We start from the raw sequence: 22,033 nt of genomic DNA, 5'->3' as shown, positions 1-22,033 counted from the left end.
TTAATAGACTAATTGAATACCTACATTAAATCTTTTGTTTGGAGGATATCCTAATCCATTTCTACCCATTTCTGGATCCCAAAGTTTAAATGGACTTGTAACAAACAAATTCTCGCCACTAATGTATATACGGCTACCTTTATTTAGGCCAAAACGTTTTAAACCTTTAGGGCTATAACCAATTTCAAGAGATTTCAGGCGTAGAAACGATCCATCGCGCATCCACCATGAAGATTGTTGAATGTTATTATTGACAGGATTTGTGGATAGTCGAGGCCAGAAAGCATGGATATTTGGATTTGTCTCGCTCCAATAATCTTCTGCTATTATTGAAAGGGCATTTCTTCTATTTGCAAAAGGAGCTATTCCGTATGCTCCTGTCGCAAGGTTAGATTCAGCTGTTGAATTTATAAAAAAAGAGACATTGGCATTTCCTTGTAAAAAGAATGAAAAATCGAAAGATTTATATCCCATAGACATACCAAAACCATATTGTATCTCAGGTACCGTTGGGAATCCCATAGCTATACGATCATTGCTATTGATAATACCGTCGCCATTGATGTCTTTATATTTGATATCACCAGCCATATATTCTCCAAAATCTTGTTTTGGAGAATTTCGAATTTCTTCTTCATCTACAAATAAGCGTTCGGCTAGCAATCCCCATTGTTGGTTTATGTTCTGACCTCTACGTTTTAGATAAGCATCAGGGTAATCTCTTTCATCTAATTCATCTAATTTATTTACGGCATAGGTGAAATTTGCACGTCCTGATATCCAAAAATCTTGGTTTATATTTTTCATGTAATCCAATGAACCGTCAAAACCTTGTGAACTAACCTGCCCCACATTACCGCTTACGCTAGCTTCTAAACCAGCTGATGCAGGGAAGTTTTCTCTGTTCATATAAATTTTGCTACGTACATCTCTGAAAAAATCTGCAGTCAACTTTAATGACTCATTCATGAAATTAATTTCAGCCCCTAAATTCCATTTTTCGGATTGTTCCCAAGTGATATCAGGATTGGCATATCTATTTACAGAATAACCATCATAAGCATTCATAAAGGAAGTACCCCAACGGTAAGCTCCTCCACCCATAGCGATATCGGATAAATAGAAGAAGCGCCCTGACCTGTTTGAAATGGCATCATTACCAACAAGCCCCCATGTACCTCTTACTTTTAAGGAACTGATCGCTGGCTTTAGCGGTTCGAAGAACGTCTCGTTAGACATTAACCAACTCACACCAAATGATGGAAAAAAGCCATATCGCTTTTCACCAGTGAATTTTTCCGACCCATTAAAGCCGTAGCTTGCCTCAGCAAAGTATTTATTATCATAATCATACGTCAGACGACCTGAATTACCCATATTTTTTTCAGGTAATGTTTCATAGATGGAAGTACTGTTTCCAGCTGTCAACAACTTTTCTTCCATCATACCTACAGTCATTGCGCCAATATTATGTGAACCAAAAGATCTATTCCAATTCAATCGCGCTTCAAAATAGTAATGTCCATTCGCATCTCTGTTTGGGATCACATTGCCAAGGTAAGATTGTCCAGTTGTTGGATTTAGGGGATAAAGCTTAAATTCCCCTGTAATCTGATTGTAACTTTCTAAATCGTAATAAAATGGGTTATAAGTACGTCTACTAGCATACTTACTCCATGTGCTGACAGATGCTTTACCTTGAATTTTTAATCCTTCTGTTAGGAATCCTAAATCTTGTGATAATGTAGCTTGTGCTATGATACTACTTTCGTTACGATCTTCAAAACCTCGTACCATTTCGGCGTATGGGTTTGATTTAAGTGAACCTGTCACAAATGAATTTCCAAAAAGAACATGCTCAGTAAATTCATTGGCAGCATCAGGCTTATATACCGCAGGGAAATCTACAGGATTACTATTCATTGTCATGCGGAAAATATTTGATGCTGACTCGTAAGGACCTGTATAACGCTCAAATCTGCCTTGTATACGAGTGTCTAACGTAGTAGTTTTCGTTAGTTTGAAAATCACATTTGATCTAATGAATAATCGATTGATATCAATGTTATTATTAAAGTTATTTCTGTTATCTACTTTCAGAAGGCCAGTTTCTTTATCAAAACCTGTAGAAACATAGTACGTTGCCACCTGTCCACCACCAGATAAATTAACATTTGCTTTGGTGTTGGTAGTTGATTTATTAAATAGTGTATTGTACCAGTCGATATTTGGATATATCATAGGATCTTCTCCATTGAATGTGGATTGGATTTTTTGTTCTGAGTAGTAAGATCCAAGTATCGGTTGACGAGTCAATTGTGCTTGATTATACAAGCGCATATAGTTTACGCCATCGATCATATCAATCATTTTTGTAGGCATAGCCGTATTGACATCGACACGGGCATTCATCGACACAGGTCCTTCGCGGCCTGATTTTGTTGTTACCATGATGATACCATTAGCACCTCTTGCCCCGTAGAGTACCGTAGCTGATGCATCTTTCAGAATCGAGAAACTCTCAATATCGTCGGGTTGTAGTCTTGCTAAATTGTCGGTAGTAGCTTCAAATCCATCAATTAAGATCAAGGGTGATGTTTGATAACCAAATGTTGTTACCCCACGAATAAAAAACTGTGCATTATCTGCGCCAGGTTCTCCTGAAGTTTGATACGAAATAACACCTGGAATTCTACCTGCAAAGGAACCTGTTAAATTGGAGGCAGGAATTTTGAGGTCTGATGCCTTGACAGTCGTAATAGCTCCAACAACACTGGATTTTTTCTGTGTTCCGAAAGCGACCACTGTTACTTCATCAATGGCACTACCATCTTCATACAATAGAATTTCCAGAATATTCTTCTGATCCACGACAATACTCTGTGTTTTCATTCCCACGAATGTGAATGTCAGGCTGTCTCCCACACTTGCTATCACTTGAAACTCACCGTTTGCATTAGTCTGCGTTGAGGTAATTTTATTCTTCAAGACGTTCACTCCTCCAATTGACTCTCCATTTGAACCACTTTTCACGACGCCAGTGATTTGTTTTTGAGAGAATGCTAGAATAGGAATTGCTAGAAAGAATAAAAGTATCAACAATTTTTGTTGAACTTTTTTCATAAAATAGATTTAGTAGTTGTATTAAATAAATGGTTAATTTAAATAAATATACAACACTAATATTTTAAAACAAATAGCTAAGTTGAGTATATGGAAAATTTTTTTACAAACTTTAACGTTTTAGCTTAGAAAGTTGACTGTGATTTATTTTCTTTAAATGAAATTAGATTTCTTGAGTATATTAAAAGACCTTATGTCTCTTAATATCTAGTATAATTTAATAATTAGGGATGGTCAAAAAGCAAAAAAGCACAATCATTTTAAGACCGTGCTTTCAAATTTTGTTACATATTCTTTCTAGGAGATTTCCGCTAGGAAATAACCATCTTGATTGATTAAATCTCGCTTGTCAATAATCTCTTGCAAATTAATGTAGCCAATCACATATTTTGATTTTTCACCGTAAAAACGCTCTGTGATAGATTTGAATTCAATGTTTTCTAACACGTCTTCATCTTCGTAACGCAAGTATACTTTCAAATCGTAGTTTGTAGAGTATTGCAATTCTTTAGATTCCAAATGTTTTTTGTACTCATATCTGTAATCATAGCGTAGGGCTGCGATATCCGAAAGTACAGCCGAGCCTGTAGGATGACCACCTGCACCTTTACCGTAGAAGAATTGCTCGTCCGCAAACGCTGCCTTTACCAATACACCGTTATTTTCATTCTCGACATTATATAGAATATTGTCGTTGGTGATAAATTTTGGCAAAACATACAATACAACTTCACTATTACTGATCTCTTTAGCAAAAGGAATTAGCTTGATTTTAAAGTTTTTTTCTTTTGCGTAGCGAATGTCGTTATCGTTTAATTTGTCAATTCCAAGATTTAAGATTGTCTCCGGATTTACAAATAAACCATACGCGTGTGAGGCAACGATAGTCAATTTGTATTTTGGGTCATAACCACCGACATCCAAAATTGGGTTTGTCTCCGCGAACCCCAGCTCTTGGGCTTTTTTCAATGCATCGGCATAACTTTGACCTTCATTGAAAATTTTGGATAGAATATAGTTTGAAGAACCATTGAAAATACCGCTTATAGAATGTAAAAGCTCATTATCGTAGTATTCTTCCAAATTGCGAATAATCGGAATACTTCCACAAACAGCACCTTCATACAATAGGGAAGTGCCATGTTGTTGTTGGATTTCTGTTAATTCTTCTAAATGTGTAGCGATCATTTTTTTATTTGCAGACACCACGTTCTTACCTGAAGAAAGTGCTTTTTTGGTGATTTCAAAAGCTGCATCCGCATCATCAATCAATTCAACTACAGTATTGATTTCAGGATCATTCAGAATAACATTTGCATCCGTTGTGAATAATTCAGCAGGCAAGGATCTTTTCTTGTCTGCATTCTTGATCACAAATTTTTTAATCTCTAAGTTTAAGTTTTTTGTCTTAATAATATCGTATAGTCCTTGTCCGACAACGCCAAACCCGAACATACCGATAGTAAGTTTTTTACTCATATGTAGCTTTAATAGTTCTTTTCTTTCCTTATGTATGTTTTCTAAAAAAATTAAGTAGTCTGGTGACTACTTAATTTTTTCAAATGCTTGTTCTAAATCCGCTTTGATATCGTCGATATGTTCAATACCAACAGACAAACGCAATGAACCTGGGAAAACACCTGCTTTAGTTTGCTCTTCATTACTCAATTGTTGATGAGTCGTAGCTGACGGATGTATTATCAATGATTTAGCATCACCAACATTTGCTAAGTGACTAACTAATTCTAGTGCATCGATAAATTGATCTGCTTTCTCAGCACCACCGTTAATCGAGAATGAAAGAACAGCACCGTATCCATTTTTCAAATATTTTTGTGCATTTTGATGATGAGGATGACTTTTCAATCCCGGGTAACTTACTTTTTCCACTTGTGGATGTGCTTCCAACCATTGCGCGATTTCTAATGCATTATCAACGTGACGTTGTACACGTAAAGACAATGTTTCTAAACCTTGCAATAATAAGAATGAGTTGAAAGGAGATAGGGCAGGACCAAAATCTCTTAAGCCTTCAACACGTGCGCGAATAGCAAACTGGATATTTCCGAAAGGACCATTTTCGCCAAACACATCAGCAAAAACTAATCCGTGGTATCCTTCTGATGGTTCAGAAAATTGTTTGAACTTACCGTTACCCCAATTGTAATTACCACCATCAATGATTACACCACCAATACTCGTTCCGTGACCACCGATCCATTTTGTAGCTGATTCAACGACTACATTTGCACCATGTTCTAATGGTTTAAACAAATATCCACCTGCACCGAACGTATTATCTACGATTAAAGGTAAATCATGTTTACGTGCAACAGCTGCGATTTTTTCGAAATCTGGAATATTATAACTTGGATTTCCGATAGTTTCTACATAAATAGCTTTTGTTTTATCGTCAATTAATGCTTCAATGTTGTCAGCATCTGAATCTGCTGCAAATCGAACATCTATTCCAAGTCTCTTGAATGCAACTTTGAATTGATTATACGTACCACCATATAAGTTCGCACCTGCAACAAAATTATCACCGCTTTCTAAGATATTGTTCAAAGCGATAAATTGTGCTGCCTGACCAGAAGCAACTGCTAATGCAGCTACACCACCTTCTAATGATGCGATTCTCTTTTCGAATACATCCGTAGTAGGATTCATGATACGTGTGTAGATATTACCAAATTGCTTTAAAGCAAATAGATTAGCACCATGTTCTGCATTTTCAAATACGTATGATGAAGTCTGATAGATAGGGACAGCTCTTGAGCCAGTAGTAGGGTCTACATCTTGTCCTGCGTGTACTTGTAAAGTTTCGAATTTTAAATTTTTATTCTCAGCCATTTTCTTTTCTGTTTTTTTAGGTTATTAAATATATGTATTTATTCTATCAATAATGCGAAATTTGGTCGTCGTAATCGTATTTTACTATGTTAAAGCATGGTAAATACGGACGACTAGCGCATTCGGATAGAACGTAATACGGAATTATTTGGTAGCAAGATTTGTGTGTACCTATCAAGTACAGTAGTATATAAATACTTCGAAATTGTAAATTTTGTCATAGTCTATTTTCATTTATATGCTCTAAAACGATCTTGTTTTAGACAGGATTTGGCACCTTTTCAATCCTTATTGAAGGTTGCCAGTGGGTCATTGAGCCAGTCTCTCGCCACTTCTTTATAAATCAAGACCAATATTGAAAAGGTATTGATTAGGAATACTCTACTAAAGTACTCGACAAATATAGTGGATTTTTTAGAAAATCAAAAGTATTTGAAAAATAATAGTAAAAAATAAAGTCCAACTAGCGAGATTGGACTTTATTGGGTTTGGTTGATTTCTGTTTTCATTGCATTAGAATTTCAAATGTTTAACGGTTAAACCATTATTAATGAGTTGTTTTAATGCATCGATTCCAATATTTAAATGTGTCTCCACAAATTTTTCGGTTACGGATAGATCTGAAGCTGCAGTTTTGACACCTTCGGGCACCATCGGTTGATCCGAAACAAGTAATAAAGCTCCTGTCGGAATTTTGTTTGCAAATCCCACACTAAAGATTGTTGCGGTTTCCATATCGACAGCCATCGCACGGATGGATTTCAAATATTTCTTGAATGCTTTGTCATGTTCCCACACACGACGGTTGGTTGTATATACAGTTCCTGTCCAATAATCACGTTCGTGATCTCTTATAGTAGTAGAAATTGCTTTTTGCAAGGCAAAAGAGGGAAGAGATGGTACTTCAGGTGGAAAATAATCATTCGATGTACCTTCACCTCGAATAGCAGCAATAGGCAATATTAATTCCCCAACAGCAATTTTCTTTTTCAAACCTCCAGTCTTTCCTAAGAAAAGAACCGCTTTAGGATCTATAGCGGTTAGCAAATCCATTACTGTTGCCGCCATCGGACTACCCATACCGAAGTTGATAATCGTAATGCCATTAGCTGTACAGGCTTGCATGGCTTTATCTTCACCATATATCGGCGCATCATCGTGCATAGCCGAAAACATTCTTACATATTTTGAAAAGTTGGTTAGTAAGATATATTCCCCAAATTCTTCTAAGGGTTTGCCCGTATAGCGTGGCAACCAATTTTCAACAATCTCATCTTTTGATTTTAGTCCTGGTGTGATTGGACTTTCTACTGATTTCTGTTTTTTCGTCATAAGCAATTCTTTAAATTATATATTGCAAAAATCCCTCACTTTTTTGGAGTGAGGGATTCTTTATTATTACGCTACTTTCAATTTTTTGATATCAGATTTTGCAAATTTTTTCTTCGCATAATCGAGCGTAATATGTAATGTTTTGTCCTCACTATTTTCTTTGCTGGACGGTATTTCGAACATGGCATCCAGCATAATCGCTTCGCAAATGCTACGTAAGCCACGGGCACCCAATTTGAATTCCCACGCTTTGTCTACGATAAAGCTATACACTTCTTTGTCAAAAACTAAATCAACACCTTCGTATTCAAATAACTTAATGTATTGTTTGATTAAAGCGTTTTTAGGTTCTGTCAAGATGCTTAACAATGTCTCTTTGTCCAATGGATTCAAGTGTGTCAATACTGGAAGACGACCGATTAATTCTGGAATCAAACCGAAGTTTTTCAAATCTTGAGGCGTGATATATTTGTATAAATTGTTTAAATCTACATCTTCCTCTTCTTCCAACATTTTGAAACCAACAGTTTGTGTTCTCAAACGGTTAGCGATTTTTTTCTGAATACCATCGAATGCACCACCACAAATAAATAAGATGTTACTTGTGTTGACAGAAATCATTTTTTGATCTGGGTGTTTACGACCGCCTTGAGGCGGTACGTTTACATTTGTTCCCTCTAATATTTTCAATAGAGCCTGCTGCACACCTTCACCAGATACGTCACGTGTGATACTAGGATTGTCGCTTTTACGCGCAATTTTATCAATCTCATCGATATAGATAATACCTCTTTCGGCAGCAGCTACATCGTAATCCGCAGCTTGCAATAAACGCGTCAAAATGCTTTCAACATCTTCACCAACGTAACCAGCCTCGGTCAATACTGTAGCATCTACGATAGAAAAAGGAACATTTAAGATTTTGGCAACAGTTTTTGCCAATAATGTTTTACCTGTACCCGTTTCACCAACGATGATCAAGTTTGATTTTTCGATTTCAGTTTCGTCAGCAGATGATTTTTGGTTCAATCTTTTGTAGTGATTGTATACCGCTACTGAAATAACTTTCTTCGCATCATCTTGACCGATTACGTATTGATCCAAATGTTGTTTAATCTCTAATGGACGAATTAATTTTAATGTCGTTTGTAGAGATTTGTTTTTTCGCTGATTCAATTCTTCTGCTAAGATCTCTCCAGCTTGAGTTACACAACGATCACAGATATGTGCTCCGTCACCAGCAATAAGCATTAAAGCTTCGTTCTTACTGATGCCACAAAAAGAGCATTGTATATCTTTTTGATTTTTACTCATTTTATTTATTATCTTTTCTTGGTGCTAACACCTCATCAATCATTCCAAATTCTTTGGCTTCTGCAGCTTTCATCCAGTAATCACGGTCAGAAGATTTTTCTACCCATTCGTACGATTGACCTGAATGATCCGAGATGATGGTGTATAATTCTTCTTTCAATTTCATCATTTCACGCAAATTGATTTCCATATCTGATGCTACCCCTTGCGCGCCACCTGAAGGTTGGTGAATCATCACACGTGAATGTCTTAATGCAGCACGTTTTCCTTTTGCGCCAGCTACTAACAATACAGCACCCATCGAAGCCGCGATACCTGTACAGATAGTCGCTACATCTGGTGTAATATATTGCATAGTGTCATAGATTCCTAAACCTGCGTATACACTACCACCTGGGGAGTTAATATAGATTTGAATATCTCTTTTTGCATCTGTAGATTGCAAGAATAACAGCTGAGCCTGAATAATGTTTGCTACTTGATCATTAATTCCGTCACCTAAGAAAATAATGCGATCCATCATTAAGCGTGAGAAAACGTCCATTTGTGCAACATTTAATTGGCGTTCTTCCACAATGTAAGGCGTCAAGTTTGTTGGCATTTTCGTCTCTACTCTGGAGATAAATCCATCCACATGTTGGCTACCAATTCTGTGGTGTTTTATCGCATATTTTCTGAATTCGTTTTTATCTATATTCATATGTATAATATTTCTATTCCCTAAAATTAAGACTAAATATAAATGCTTTTTGTGAAATACATATAAAATTTATGTCTCTAAAATGTAATTTGGAAGATCATCAATAAATTGATAGCTGTTGTCTTCAAAATTAACCCTGCAAAAGTAATGTTCTATGCCGTTGCTGACTAATAACAAGGGTATTTTATGCTTGCTATTGTACGAACTGATTTGTTCAAAAGTTTTTGCATTTATCTTTACTTCAGGTGCTTTAAATTCAGCAAGAATCACTTTTTCACCTTTAGTATTGTAAATAATTAAATCCGAACGCTTTTGCAAATCATTCAAAATTAGTCCGCCTTCGATTTTCATTAAAGTCTTTGGATATTTTTTGTATTGATGCAAAAAATGTACCCAATGCTGTCTTACCCATTCTTCTGGTGTCAATACCAAATTCTTCTTACGCAATACATCAAAAATGTATATTTTGTCGTTAATGCGCGAAAGTTTAAGTGAAGTGGGAGGTAAGTTTAATGGGACAGGACTAAACATACACAAAGGTAATGAATTACTGTCAAAATTAGAAATGCTTACGTCTTCGAATATTCCACAATTCCCAAATGTTTCGTAATAAATAGTTAATTTCGCGATGTTATGAAAGTACAAGAAATACTTAGCGCAATAAAACAACGCAAATACAAGTCTTTGTATCTGTTGCATGGAGAAGAATCGCATTATATTGATGTGATTTGTGACGCTATAGAAAGTACGGTATTGAATGACGCGCAAAAAGGGTTTGATCAGACGATTTTTTACGGTAAGGATGTTGATTTTTCGACAATCATTAGCGCAGCAAAACGCTATCCAATGCTAAGTGATTACCAAGTCATCATTGTCAAGGAAGCGCAAGGATTAAAGTGGAAAGGAGAAGATGGCGTAGAAATGTTGGCCAAATATGTAGAAAATCTTACTCCTACGACTATTTTAGTTTTTGCGTATAAACACGGTAAGTTTGATAAACGTACCAAATTATATAAAGCGATAGAAAAAGCCGGAATAGCATTTGAATCCGAGAAATTATACGACAATAAAGTCGCGCCTTGGATTGTTGATGAAATTCAAAGTCAAGGTCGAAAGATTCATCCACAAGCCGCAGCTTTGATGGCTGAATATTTGGGAACTGATTTGTCGAAAGTGGCAAACGAAGTCCAAAAATTAATTCTCAATGTATCTAAAGAGAAAGAGATTTCTGTTCAAGATATTGAGCAAAATATTGGAATAAGTAAGGATTTCAATGTATTTGAATTGAATAATGCACTCGGCAAACGAGATACGTTGAAAGCAATCCAAATTGTAGATTATTTTGCTGCGAATCCAAAATCAAATCCAGTCGTTCTGGTAATGGGTACGCTGTATGGTTATTTCTCCAAAGTGTTGAAGTACCATTATCTTTCGGACAAATCTTCGCAGTCTGCTGCACGCGAATTAGGTGTTTCGCCATTTTTTGTAAAAGATTACGAATATGCAGCTCGTAATTTCAATAAACTCAAATTATTTCATGTAATGACGATTTTGAAAGATTACGATTTAAAATTCAAAGGTTTGGACGCAGGTCCAAATACTTCGGATGGAGATCTATTGCGCGAAATGATTTTTAAAATTTTAAATTAATATACTTTACATATGAAAAAAATCTTACTTGCATTGGCTTTAGTAAGTTCTTCTTTTGCGCTGAAGGCACAATCTTCTAATTATATGATTATTCAGGGTGGGGGTAATTTAGGTTTTGCTAATGAAGGATATAAAGGTGCTTTCAATGGCTATTCCGCTCACTTTATATTTGGTAAAAATTATAATGATCGTGCTTATTTGGGATTGGGATTAGGAAATGAACGATTTAAAGGAACTTATGAGCATATGGAAATTGCGCAGTCCGACGCAGTAATTCATACTTACAATTACGACCAAAATTTGTTTCCTATTTTCGTGGATGGCCGTTTGCCTTTTGGTGAATTTAATGATGTGTCACGAATTGGAATTTTGGCGAATGCAGGGTATGCACCAAAGCTAAGTGCGCAGTATGATAAAGGTTTTCTATTCAAAGCTGGTTTTTTCTATTTGCATGATACGCCATACAAAACAAAATGGACGGTTTCGGCGGCTTATGGTTACCAGCAATTGACCAAGAATATTTTTATGAAAGATTTTCAACACCAACATTTTAATATTTCTGTTGGTTTAATGTTTAAATAGGATGAAAGACGGAAAAACAAGAGCAGATATTAAGCCTGGTATGCTGGTGAATATCGTGTTGAAAAAAGATCAACGTACGGGCATATTGACAGAAGGAATAGTGAAAGATTTGTTGACTTCAGCTTCTTTTCACCATCGTGGGATCAAAGTAAGATTGACGGATGGACAAATTGGTCGTGTGCAAGAAATAATAGAAGATGACTTTTAACAAATAATCCATATCCTCTATTAAAATTTGTATTTTACTTTTGATTTTTACTTTTTATTTCTACCTTTGTCTCCCGTGAAATTTGATACTTTTGATCCAGTAAATGATGTAATCAACTTCAATGTAAACATTGAAATATCATATATTTGATACTTTTAGCCCATTCGGGCTTTTTTTGTGTCCAAAAATATCGAATGAAGATACGCTACAGAATGAATAATTTATTTTTTACAATATAAAAAATGACCAGCTACAGTAAATTACCCGCAATTTTAGTTTTAGAAGATGGTACTGTTTTTCACGGTAAAGCAGCCGGAAAAATAGGAACAACTACTGGTGAAATTTGTTTTAATACAGGTACGACAGGGTACCAAGAAATCTTCACAGATCCTTCGTATTATGGACAGATCATGGTAACAACCAATGCGCACATTGGTAACTATGGTATTGACGAAGATGATGCTGAATCTAACAAAATTCAAATTGCTGGATTAGTTTGTAAAAACTATAACATTAACTATAGCCGTAAAATGGCAGATAGTTCTATTCAAACTTATTTTGAAGAAGAAAATTTGGTAGGTATCTCTGATATCGATACACGCTCATTAGTACGTCACATTCGTGACAAAGGCGCGATGAATGCTATTATCTCATCAGAAAATTTGGATGCGGAAGCGTTGAAAGCTGAATTGGCTAAGGTGCCTTCGATGGCAGGTTTGGAGCTTTCTTCAAATGTAAGTACTATAGAGCCTTATTTCTATGGTGAAGAAGATGCAGCTGTGCGTATTGCAGTATTGGATTTAGGGATTAAACGTAATATCTTAAGAAACTTTGACGCGCGTCAGGTATATGCTAAAGTATTCCCAGCAAAGACTTCATTCGCTGAAATGGAAGCTTGGGGTGCGGATGGTTACTTTATCTCAAATGGTCCTGGTGATCCATCTGCAATGGATTATGCCATCAATACCGTGAAAGAGATATTAGCAGCAGACAAACCAATGTTTGGTATTTGTTTAGGTCACCAAATCTTAGCATTAGCAAACGGTATTCGTACGCAAAAAATGTTTAACGGTCACCGTGGTATCAACCACCCTGTGAAAAATATAATCGCTAACCGTTGTGAGATTACTTCACAAAATCACGGTTTTGGTGTGGTAAGAGAGGATATCGAAAATTCTGAAAATATCGAAGTTACGCATATCAACTTGAATGATAATTCAATCGAAGGTATCCGTGTGAAAGGTAAAAAAGCTTTCTCTGTACAATATCACCCAGAATCATCTCCAGGTCCACACGATTCTCGTTATTTATTTGACGATTTCGTTAGCATGGTAAAAGCGTAATAAAGCATTATTGTATTATATTTTAAAAGGCTCAACATTGAAAAATGCTGAGCCTTTTGTTTTATATTTAAGGAATTACATTGTGTAGGAAATGAATAAAACCTATTATAACAAAATATTTTGGTTGAAATTTTCAAGGTATAATTGCAATAATTCTTTAATAACTAAAAAGGATTCTATTCAATTTTTAGTTATTAGTGCAATACATGTTTTACTGTTTTTATTTGTAGGGTCTCCTATACAATTTGTTTCTGGAGTGTATATTTTATTAGGTCTCAACGAGCTTTATATTAGGAAATCTTCTTTATCGAGAGCGAAGATTCAGCGTTATACACTTACTTTATTAATACTTTTAATTTTGATTCTTATATTAATTCCAATTAGTAGCTTCATAAATGATGTACTGGTCTAAACAAAAAAATCCCCAAGCTTAAGCTTGAGGATTTCTAGTATATATTGTGTATTCGAAAAAGGCTTATTTTTCTTTTTTTTCGTTAATATCTGTTGAGACTGAATCATCGCTATTCGGATTTTCACCTTTCACTACGATTTCATTTTTCTCTTCATCCAAATCAACAGTCAATAAAGCATTAGATTTTAGTTCACCTCGAAGAATTTCTTCTGCAATAGGATCTTCTAAATATTTCTGAATGGCACGCTTCAAAGGACGCGCACCAAAGTTAGTGTCATAACCTTTTTCCGCAATATAATCTTTTGCTTTATCTGTCAATTGAATACTGTGACCAAGCGATTGTATACGTCCGAATAATGATCTTAATTCAATATCAATGATTTTGAAAATGTTTTCTTTACTCAATGAATTAAATACGATCACATCATCTACACGATTCAAGAACTCAGGAGCAAAGGCACGTTTCAGTGCAGTTTCAATCACACCTCTTGAATGCGCATCAGCTTGCGTTTCTTTAGCTGTGGTAGTGAAACCAACGCCTTGACCAAATTCTTTTAACTGTCGAACACCAATATTCGATGTCATAATGATAATCGTATTTCTAAAATCCACACGACGACCTAATGAATCTGTCAATTGACCTTCATCCAATACTTGCAACAATAAATTGAATACATCTGGATGCGCTTTTTCAATCTCATCCAATAAGACTACTGAATAAGGTTTGCGACGTACTTTCTCTGTTAACTGACCACCTTCTTCGTAACCAACGTATCCTGGAGGCGCACCAACCAAACGAGAAACAGCGAATTTTTCCATGTACTCACTCATGTCTACTTGAATCAGTGAATCTTCTGAGTCAAACATAAAGCGCGCTAATTCTTTCGCTAGCTCTGTCTTACCAACCCCCGTTGGACCTAAGAAAATGAATGAACCAATCGGTTTCTTCGGATCTTTAAGACCAGCACGTGTACGTTGTATCGCTTTAACCAATTTCTGTACAGCATCATCTTGACCAATGATACGACCTTTCATCGATTCGCCCATATTCAATAGCTTTTGACTATCTGTTTGGCTTACGCGTTGGACAGGAATACCCGTCATCATGGATACGACTTCAGCTACATTATCTTCAGTCACGGTATAACGTTTGGTTTTCGTTTCCGCTTCCCAAGCCGTTTTTTCTTTTTCTAATTCTTCAAGAAGCTTTTTCTCTGTGTCGCGTAACTTAGCTGCTTCTTCATATTTCTGTGAACGAACAACTTTGTTTTTCTCGACTTTTACTTCTTCGATTTTTTCTTCAATATCAATGATAACTTGAGGAACGTGAATATTTGTCAAGTGTACACGCGAACCCGCTTCATCCAACGCATCGATAGCTTTATCTGGTAAAAATCGATCCGTGATATAACGCGTAGTCAAAGTCACACAAGCCTCTAATGCCTCAGGCGTATAGTTAACATTGTGGTGTTCTTCGTATTTATCTTTGATACGATTTAAAATTTCCAATGTCTCATCGTGCGAAGCAGGCTCGATCATAACCTTTTGAAAACGACGATCCAACGCACCATCTTTCTCAATGAATTGACGATATTCATCTAATGTCGTTGCCCCAATACATTGGATTTCTCCACGTGCTAAAGCTGGTTTAAACATATTCGATGCGTCCAATGAACCTGATGCACCACCAGCACCCACAATCGTATGGATCTCATCAATAAATAAGATAACATCTGGTGATTTCTCTAGCTCGTTCATCACCGCTTTCATGCGCTCTTCGAATTGACCACGGTATTTTGTACCTGCAACCAAAGAAGCTAAATCCAACGTCACGACGCGTTTGTTGAACAATACACGAGAAACTTTACGTTGCACGATGCGCAATGCTAAGCCTTCAGCGATAGCGGATTTACCAACACCTGGTTCACCGATCAGAATCGGATTATTTTTCTTACGACGCGATAAAATTTGAGACACACGCTCAATTTCTTTTTCACGACCTACGATTGGATCCAATTTTCCTTCTTCCGCTGCACGTGTCAAATCACGACCGAAATTGTCCAGTACTGGAGTTTTTGACTTGATGTCAGAAACTTTTTTCGGCGCAGAGAAGTTTTCTTGTTCTTCGTAATCGTCATCAGGCGAAGATGAGCCTGTTGCTTCGTCTGTGATATTTGTTTTGCTTTGCTCTACTTCGTTTTTGAATAAGTCGTAAGAAACACCGTACTGCTGCAAAATCTGCGATGCAATATTATCTTCATCACGCAAAATCGCAAGAAGCAAATGTTCGGTGCCGATGATATCAGATTTGAAGATTTTAGCTTCTAAATATGTTATTTTAAGGACTTTTTCAGCTTGTTTTGTCAAAGGAACGGATCCTATAGGCGTCCTTGATACAGAAGATCCCTTCACAGCGTCCTCTACCGATTGTCTTATTGCAGCTGTATCAAGATTGATGTTTTTAAGAATTTTGATAGCGATACCATCACCTTCTCGGATAAGCCCAAGCAAGAGATGCTCCGTACCTATATAATCATGGCGAAGACGCAATGCCTCCTCACGACTATAGGATATAACATCTTTTACTCTTGGTGAAAATTTTGCTTCCATGTAAATACCTTTCTTTATTTTAAGTGAGGGTTTGTATAAAAGTATGAAATAATTAAGAAAACCGCACTTATATTTATTAGAAATTATCAACAATTAAGCCATAAAAATAGTTCGTCAAATTGGCAGTTGAGGTTTGGAAATGCTGCAACACACATTACTAGCTCTATTTGTCTATTTTTATTTGGGGGTTTATTTAACTATCTTTGAATTTGCAAAAAACTAGAAAAACTTCAGTATAAAAATATCATATGTCTGACGAGAAAATTATCTTTTCGATGGCTGGCGTAAACAAGATTTACCCACCTCAAAAACAAGTATTAAAAAACATTTATCTATCTTTTTTTTACGGCGCTAAGATTGGTGTTATCGGTTTAAATGGTTCTGGTAAATCTTCATTATTGAAGATTATTGCTGGCTTAGATAAATCTTACCAAGGTGAAGTTGTTTTCTCTCCAGGTTATTCTGTGGGTTATTTAGCTCAAGAGCCAATATTGGATCCAGAAAAAACAGTTCGTGAAATTGTCGAAGAAGGTGTAGCTGAGACTACTGCGATATTAAAAGAATACGAGGAAATCAACGAGAAATTTGGCTTGCCAGAAGTCTATGAAGATGCTGATGCAATGGATAAATTGTTAGCTCGCCAAGGTGAGCTGCAAGATAAAATTGATGCGACGAATGCTTGGGAATTGGATTCTAAATTAGAAAGAGCGATGGACGCGTTACGTTGTCCTGAACCAGAAGCAAAGATTGCCAATCTGTCAGGAGGTGAGCGTCGTCGTGTTGCTATGTGTCGTTTATTATTACAAGAACCAGACGTACTATTATTGGATGAGCCAACCAACCACTTGGATGCAGAATCTATTGATTGGTTAGAACAACATTTGCAACATTACAAAGGAACTGTCATTGCAGTGACGCACGATAGATATTTCTTGGATAATGTGGCAGGATGGATTTTGGAATTGGATCGAGGTGAAGGTATTCCTTGGAAAGGAAATTACTCTTCGTGGTTAGATCAAAAAGCGAAACGTTTAGCACAAGAAGAAAAACAAGAGACAAAACGTCAGAAGACATTAGAGCGCGAATTGGAATGGGTGAAAATGGCTCCGAAAGCACGTCATGCCAAATCGAAAGCGCGTCTTCATAATTACGAGAAATTAGCATCGGAAGAAACGAAAGAACGCGAAGAAAAATTAGAGTTATTCATTCCGCCAGGACCACGTTTGGGTAATGTCGTGATCGAAGCAAATAATATTTCTAAAGCTTATGGTGACCGTATTTTATTTGAAAACTTAAGTTTCTCTTTGCCTCCAGCAGGTATTGTTGGTATTGTAGGTCCAAATGGTGCGGGTAAAACGACATTATTCCGTTTGATCACAGGTCAAGAGCAACCGGATACGGGTGATTTCAAAGTAGGCGAAACAGTGGTTTTGGGATATGTAGACCAAATGCATGACGATTTAGATCCTGAAAAATCTGTTTGGGAAAATATTACCGATGGAAATGATAACATTTTGTTAGGCAATAAAACTTTGAATTCGCGTGCATACGTTTCGAAATTCAACTTCAATGGTGGAGATCAGCAAAAGAAAGTTGGGGTACTTTCTGGTGGTGAACGTAACCGTGTTCACTTAGCGATTACATTGAAAAAGGCATCTAACGTATTATTACTGGATGAGCCTACCAACGATATTGACGTAAACACATTACGTGCATTGGAAGAAGGTTTAGAGAATTTTGGTGGTTGTGCGGTAATTATTTCCCACGATAGATGGTTCTTGGATAGAATTTGTACGCATATCTTAGCTTTTGAAGGTGATTCTCAAGTGTACTTCTACGAAGGAAACTATACCGAATACGAGGAAAACCGTAAAAAACGCTTAGGTGATGTTGGTCCAAAACGAATTAAATATAAAAAGTTGGTTAAGTAATTTGTAACGAATGAGTTTTGAATCATCTAAGTTACTTGAAGCAATAATCGATACCGCGATTGATGGCATTATTACCATTAGCAATCGCGGTATTGTGGAATCGATAAACCCAGCAGCATTGGAATTGTTTGGGTATTCGGCAGATGAGGTAATAGGAAACAATATTTCGGTGTTAATGCCGGAGCCTTATCAAAGTCAGCATGATTCGTATATACACAATTACAAAAGCACAGGAAACAAAAAAATCATTGGGATAGGTCGTGAAGTTTTAGGTCGCCGAAAGGATGGTTCAACCTTCCCATTTCGATTGGCGGTAAGTGAGGTCTTCTACAAGGATAAGAGTATTTTTACAGGATTTATCCATGATTTGTCTAAAGAAAAAGCTGCCGAAGATCGACTTTTACAGCATACTTTGGAATTGGAAGAAACAGTTCGCCACCGTACCAAAGATTTGATTTCTTTAATATCGGAATTGGAAAGAGCCAAAGCCGATGTGAGCACTTCTTTGGAAAAGGAAAAGGAATTGAATCAGCTGAAATCTCGCTTTGTATCGATGGCTTCTCATGAATTCCGAACGCCATTAAGTTCGGTGCAATTATCGGCTTCCTTAATTGATAAATACATGGAGCAGCCTAATTTTGAGGCTGTGACTAAGCATACGAGCCGTATCAAAAGTGCTGTTCAATTATTGAATAATATATTGAATGATTTTCTGTCGTTAGAAAAGCTGGAGGCTGGTGTCGTTGTTGTGAATCAACAAAAGATTAATGTGGTGCATTTGGGTGAGGAAATCACCGGAGAAATGCAGATGATTTGTAAAAAGAATCAACATATAGTCTATCAACATACAGGTGCAAATGCAGAATTTGAATTGGATGCGCATTTGCTGAAAAGCAGTATCATTAATTTGATTTCTAATGCGATAAAGTATTCTGGCGAAGATACTTTTATCGAATTCACTACCGAAATAACGGATACTGAATGTACTATTGTCATTCGTGACAATGGAATTGGTATACCGGAAGAAGATCAAAAAAATCTCTTCGAACCATTTTTCAGAGCACATAATACCGGAAATATTCCAGGAACGGGTTTGGGTTTGAATATTGTAAAACGATATGTAGCTTTGATGGGTGGAGAATTGGAATATTGGTCAGCTATCCACAAAGGAACTTCTTTCAAAATGACGTTCCAAAAGTAAAAAATCTACACTATGAATAAACGTACTATTTTGATTATCGAAGATAATCTGGAGATAAGGGAGGGGACTGCCGAAATATTAGAACTCACAGGAAGTTACAATGTTTTGACTGCTGAGAATGGCAGAATCGGGGTTGAATTGGCGCTTAAGCATGTTCCAGATTTGATTCTCTGTGATATTATGATGCCCGAATTGGATGGTTATGGTGTGTTGTATATGCTGAGTAAACAAGAGTCGACTATGCATATCCCATTTATCTTCTTGACAGCAAAATCAGAGCGTGTTGATATGCGCAAAGCTATGGAAATGGGAGCGGATGATTATTTGGTGAAACCATTTGATGATATTGAATTGCTTAATTCTATTGAAAGTCGTTTACGTAAACGTGATAGTTTACAATCTGTTTTGGAGAAACCACTTGTTCTTAATTTGAGTGAAGAAGATCAACACATCTTATTGAATGATTTGGTCAAAGAAGCGCGTGTCAAAGTTTATAAAAAGAAACAGTTGATTTACGAAGATGGCGATTCGCCTATCTATGTGTATTATTTGGTAAAAGGGAAAGTTCGTACTTTTTTATATTACCAAGATGGGCGAGAATTGTCCACAAATATTCATACCGATGGACAGTTTTTTGGGTACGAGTCTATATTGTTGAATGAAGGATATACAGAAAGTGCGAGTGCCTTGGAAGATACCGAAGTGGCCTTAATTCCAAAGGAAAAATTCTTTGAATTGATGTTTAATAAACCTGTGATTGCTACTAAGTTCATCAAATTACTGTCTGGTAATGTGAAAGAGAAGGAGGAGCAGATGCTTGGTTTTGCATACGATTCTGTGCGCAAACGTGTAGCCAATACATTGGTGCATGTGGCTTCAAAAACTATAGAATCTCCCAATCAGGATGAAGTCATTATTCGTATTTCTCGTGATGATTTAGCGGCATTAGCTGGTACAGCGAATGAAACAATTAGCCGAATGTTAGCTGATTTCAAGGACGAAAAATTGATCATTAAAGAAGGTAACGCGATTCGGATTTATTCCATCGAAAAGCTCAAAAATATTAAGCAGTAAAAAAGTTGAGGCTGTCTAAAAAGGTCTGATAAATAAAGAACCCCGTCATTAAAAAAATGGCGGGGTTTATGTTTTTTGTCCTCAATTTTTTGTAAATTGAGGTGCACCCAAAAAACGATATGAAAGTACAATTTAAAGCCTTACCATCCAATAGTCCGAGTCTATTTCCTGAAGATATTTTTGCTAAAATACCTTCCAACCATCTTGTTCGTTTGGTTAATCAGGTTGTTGATGATCTGAACTTAGATCATATCATTAAACTCTATAAAGGAGGTGGGACCACGAGTTATCACCCCCGTATGCTTATCAAGGTTCTATTTTACGCGTATTTGAGTAATATCTATTCGTGTCGTAAAATCGAGAAAGCACTTCAGGAGAATATCTACTTTATGTGGCTTTCAGGAAATAGCACCCCCGATTACCGAACGATTAATTATTTTCGAGGCAAACGTCTTAAGGGCGTTATCCAGGTACTTTTTGGTGATATAGTTCGCATGCTCCATGAATTAGAATATGTGAGTCTGAAGATTCAGTATATTGATGGCACCAAGATTGAATCAGCTTCGGGGCGTTATACGTTTGTTTGGAAGAAGTCTACCCAGAAGAATAAAGCAAAATTAGAAGCAAACATCGCCTCAGTACTTGCCGATATTGATTCACAAATCAACCAAGATCAATCTGAGTTAAACAGCGATGAGACTCCTAAGCCTATAGATAGCAGAGAGCTGAAGAAGAAAATGGATCAGCTCAATGCGAATATCTAGGAAAAAAGTAAGGCTACGCAGAAACAACTTAAAAAACTGGAAGAAGACTATCTCCCTCGATTGGAAAAATATGAGCATCAGTTGGAAATTCTAGGTGACCGTAATAGCTACAGTAAAACCGATCCAGATGCCGTCTTTATGCGCATGAAAGAAGATCACATGAAGAATGGTCAGCTAAAACCGGCTTATAATACCCAAATCAGCACAGAAAATCAATTCATCACCCAATATAGTATTCATCAAACTACAGCCGATACAGTGACTTTAGCATCCCATTTGGAGCGCTTTGAGCAGCAATATCAAACTCAAAGTGAAGAAGTGGTGGCAGATGCAGGTTATGGCAGTGAGCAGAATTATGAATTCATGGAGGGTAAAGGAATAGTTTCGTATGTGAAGTACAATTACTTTCATATGGAGCAAAAGAGAAAGCAGCAGAGCAATCCTTTTCTGGTACAAAATCTCTTTTACAATGCGCAGGAGGACTACTTGGTATGCCCTGCTGGACAGAAATTGACTTTATGGAAACAGGCTGAGCGCACTAGTACCAATGGTTATGTTAGTCAGGTAAGTATATACCGTGCACAACGGTGTGAAGGATGTCCGATGCGCGGCCAATGCCATAAAGCAGAGGGAAATAGAACGATTGAAATTAATCATCAGCTAAACCAGTTAAAGGCTCAGGCTAAAGAGAGATTGCTTTCTGAAAATGGTCTTTATCACCGGAGTAAACGGCCAGTTGAAGTGGAAGCTGTTTTCGGACAATTGAAAAGTAACAATAAGTTCAATAGATTTACCATGCGAGGATTGGATAAAGTCGATATTGAGTTTGCATTAATGGCAATTGCTCATAATCTCCGAAAAAGGGCGAAAAGAAGAAAAAACACATCTGTAAACTCTTCAATGAACAATATAACAGCCTCAAAAACTGTGAATACT

Annotated in this window: 15 protein-coding genes, 1 pseudogene and 1 riboswitch; of the genes and pseudogenes, 8 read left to right on the top strand and 8 right to left on the bottom strand. The window is 36.6% G+C overall.

The genetic code is table 11. From position 1 onward, the window contains the following. From GOQ16_RS06350 to GOQ16_RS06320, 7 genes are all read right to left on the bottom strand, one after another. The gene (locus GOQ16_RS06350; protein WP_160068528.1) at positions 1–3,123 is read right to left on the bottom strand and encodes a SusC/RagA family TonB-linked outer membrane protein; all 3,123 of its coding nucleotides are present in this window, start codon (positions 3,121–3,123) and stop codon (positions 1–3) included. Between the two features lie 297 nt (positions 3,124–3,420). After that, the gene (locus GOQ16_RS06345) at positions 3,421–4,602 is read right to left on the bottom strand and encodes a homoserine dehydrogenase (RefSeq protein ID WP_160068527.1); all 1,182 of its coding nucleotides are present in this window, start codon (positions 4,600–4,602) and stop codon (positions 3,421–3,423) included. A gap of 66 nt (positions 4,603–4,668) precedes the next feature. Beyond that, complete coding sequence (locus GOQ16_RS06340) at positions 4,669–5,976, bottom strand: O-acetylhomoserine aminocarboxypropyltransferase/cysteine synthase family protein (RefSeq protein ID WP_160068526.1); 1,308 nt, start codon at positions 5,974–5,976, stop codon at positions 4,669–4,671. Between the two features lie 231 nt (positions 5,977–6,207). After that, a riboswitch (SAM riboswitch) is annotated at positions 6,208–6,321 on the bottom strand. Positions 6,322–6,489: 168 nt separating this feature from the next. Continuing rightward, positions 6,490–7,308: an AMP nucleosidase gene (locus GOQ16_RS06335; protein ID WP_160068525.1), complete on the bottom strand. Its 819-nt coding sequence runs from the start codon at positions 7,306–7,308 to the stop codon at positions 6,490–6,492. Positions 7,309–7,374: 66 nt separating this feature from the next. Continuing rightward, a complete protein-coding gene (clpX, locus tag GOQ16_RS06330) occupies positions 7,375–8,622 on the bottom strand; it encodes an ATP-dependent Clp protease ATP-binding subunit ClpX (RefSeq protein WP_160068524.1) in 1,248 nt (415 codons plus the stop codon). Between the two features lies 1 nt (position 8,623). Beyond that, complete coding sequence (gene clpP / locus GOQ16_RS06325; RefSeq protein WP_149915006.1) at positions 8,624–9,322, bottom strand: ATP-dependent Clp endopeptidase proteolytic subunit ClpP; 699 nt, start codon at positions 9,320–9,322, stop codon at positions 8,624–8,626. A gap of 69 nt (positions 9,323–9,391) precedes the next feature. Next, on the bottom strand, positions 9,392–9,853 hold the full coding sequence (locus GOQ16_RS06320) for a type I restriction enzyme HsdR N-terminal domain-containing protein (RefSeq protein WP_160068523.1): 462 nt from the start codon (positions 9,851–9,853) through the stop codon (positions 9,392–9,394). A gap of 102 nt (positions 9,854–9,955) precedes the next feature. On the opposite strand from GOQ16_RS06320, the gene holA reads away from it, so the two are divergent. The 4 genes from holA to carA all read left to right on the top strand — a co-directional run bounded on the left by holA (position 9,956) and on the right by carA (position 13,105). Continuing rightward, the gene (holA, locus tag GOQ16_RS06315; protein ID WP_160068522.1) at positions 9,956–10,972 is read left to right on the top strand and encodes a DNA polymerase III subunit delta; all 1,017 of its coding nucleotides are present in this window, start codon (positions 9,956–9,958) and stop codon (positions 10,970–10,972) included. A gap of 12 nt (positions 10,973–10,984) precedes the next feature. Beyond that, positions 10,985–11,554 carry a hypothetical protein gene (locus GOQ16_RS06310; protein ID WP_160068521.1) on the top strand — a complete coding sequence of 190 codons (570 nt, stop codon included), beginning with the start codon at positions 10,985–10,987 and terminating at the stop codon, positions 11,552–11,554. A 1-nt stretch (position 11,555) separates the two neighbouring features. Further along, positions 11,556–11,762: a YwbE family protein gene (locus GOQ16_RS06305; protein WP_160068520.1), complete on the top strand. Its 207-nt coding sequence runs from the start codon at positions 11,556–11,558 to the stop codon at positions 11,760–11,762. Between the two features lie 242 nt (positions 11,763–12,004). Continuing rightward, a complete protein-coding gene (gene carA / locus GOQ16_RS06300) occupies positions 12,005–13,105 on the top strand; it encodes a glutamine-hydrolyzing carbamoyl-phosphate synthase small subunit (protein ID WP_160068519.1) in 1,101 nt (366 codons plus the stop codon). A 475-nt stretch (positions 13,106–13,580) separates the two neighbouring features. Here the strand turns inward: carA and GOQ16_RS06295 are convergent, their stop codons facing one another. After that, on the bottom strand, positions 13,581–16,127 hold the full coding sequence (locus GOQ16_RS06295) for an ATP-dependent Clp protease ATP-binding subunit (RefSeq protein WP_160068518.1): 2,547 nt from the start codon (positions 16,125–16,127) through the stop codon (positions 13,581–13,583). Between the two features lie 248 nt (positions 16,128–16,375). On the opposite strand from GOQ16_RS06295, the gene ettA reads away from it, so the two are divergent. The 4 genes and pseudogenes from ettA to GOQ16_RS17840 form a co-directional block, all read left to right on the top strand. After that, positions 16,376–18,058: an energy-dependent translational throttle protein EttA gene (gene ettA, locus GOQ16_RS06290; RefSeq protein ID WP_149914999.1), complete on the top strand. Its 1,683-nt coding sequence runs from the start codon at positions 16,376–16,378 to the stop codon at positions 18,056–18,058. A 10-nt stretch (positions 18,059–18,068) separates the two neighbouring features. After that, positions 18,069–19,259, top strand: coding sequence for a PAS domain-containing sensor histidine kinase (locus tag GOQ16_RS06285; RefSeq protein ID WP_160068517.1), 1,191 nt, complete (start codon positions 18,069–18,071; stop codon positions 19,257–19,259). Positions 19,260–19,271: 12 nt separating this feature from the next. Then, on the top strand, positions 19,272–20,333 hold the full coding sequence (locus tag GOQ16_RS06280; protein WP_160068516.1) for a response regulator: 1,062 nt from the start codon (positions 19,272–19,274) through the stop codon (positions 20,331–20,333). 119 nt (positions 20,334–20,452) lie between these two features. Next, positions 20,453–21,970: pseudogene (locus GOQ16_RS17840) on the top strand (IS1182 family transposase); the annotation flags it as partial. Between the last annotated feature and the right edge of the window lie 63 nt (positions 21,971–22,033).

Source organism: Sphingobacterium bovisgrunnientis (genome assembly GCF_009829085.1).
GTDB classification, from domain to species: Bacteria; Bacteroidota; Bacteroidia; order Sphingobacteriales; family Sphingobacteriaceae; genus Sphingobacterium; species Sphingobacterium bovisgrunnientis.
The sequence above is the reverse complement of the archived record's forward strand: the minus strand, read 5'-3'. Positions and strand labels throughout refer to the sequence as shown.